At 62.0% G+C, this 255-nt stretch carries 1 pseudogene; it reads left to right on the plus strand.

From position 1 onward, the window contains the following. Positions 1 to 255, plus strand: a pseudogene (locus tag C722_RS24860) (NAD+ synthase); the annotation flags it as partial.

Genomic DNA, 255 nt, shown 5'->3' on the forward strand with positions numbered 1-255 from the left:
GCGCATCATCACCAAGCCGCCGAGCGCCGAACTGCGTCCCGACCAGACCGACCAGGACAGTTTGCCGCCCTATCCGGTGCTGGATGCGATCCTCTATGGCCTGGTCGAGAAGGAGCTCGATATCGAAGCGCTCATCGCCCAGGGCCATGACGGGGATATGGTGCGTCGTATCGAAAACATGCTCTATCGCGCCGAGTACAAACGTCGCCAGGCACCACCCGGCGTCAAGATCGGCCCCAAGAATTTCGGCCGCGA

It is taken from the genome of Pseudomonas sp. 313 (assembly GCF_000316965.1).
In the GTDB taxonomy this organism is placed as follows: Bacteria; Pseudomonadota; Gammaproteobacteria; order Pseudomonadales; family Pseudomonadaceae; genus Chryseomonas; species Chryseomonas benzopyrenica.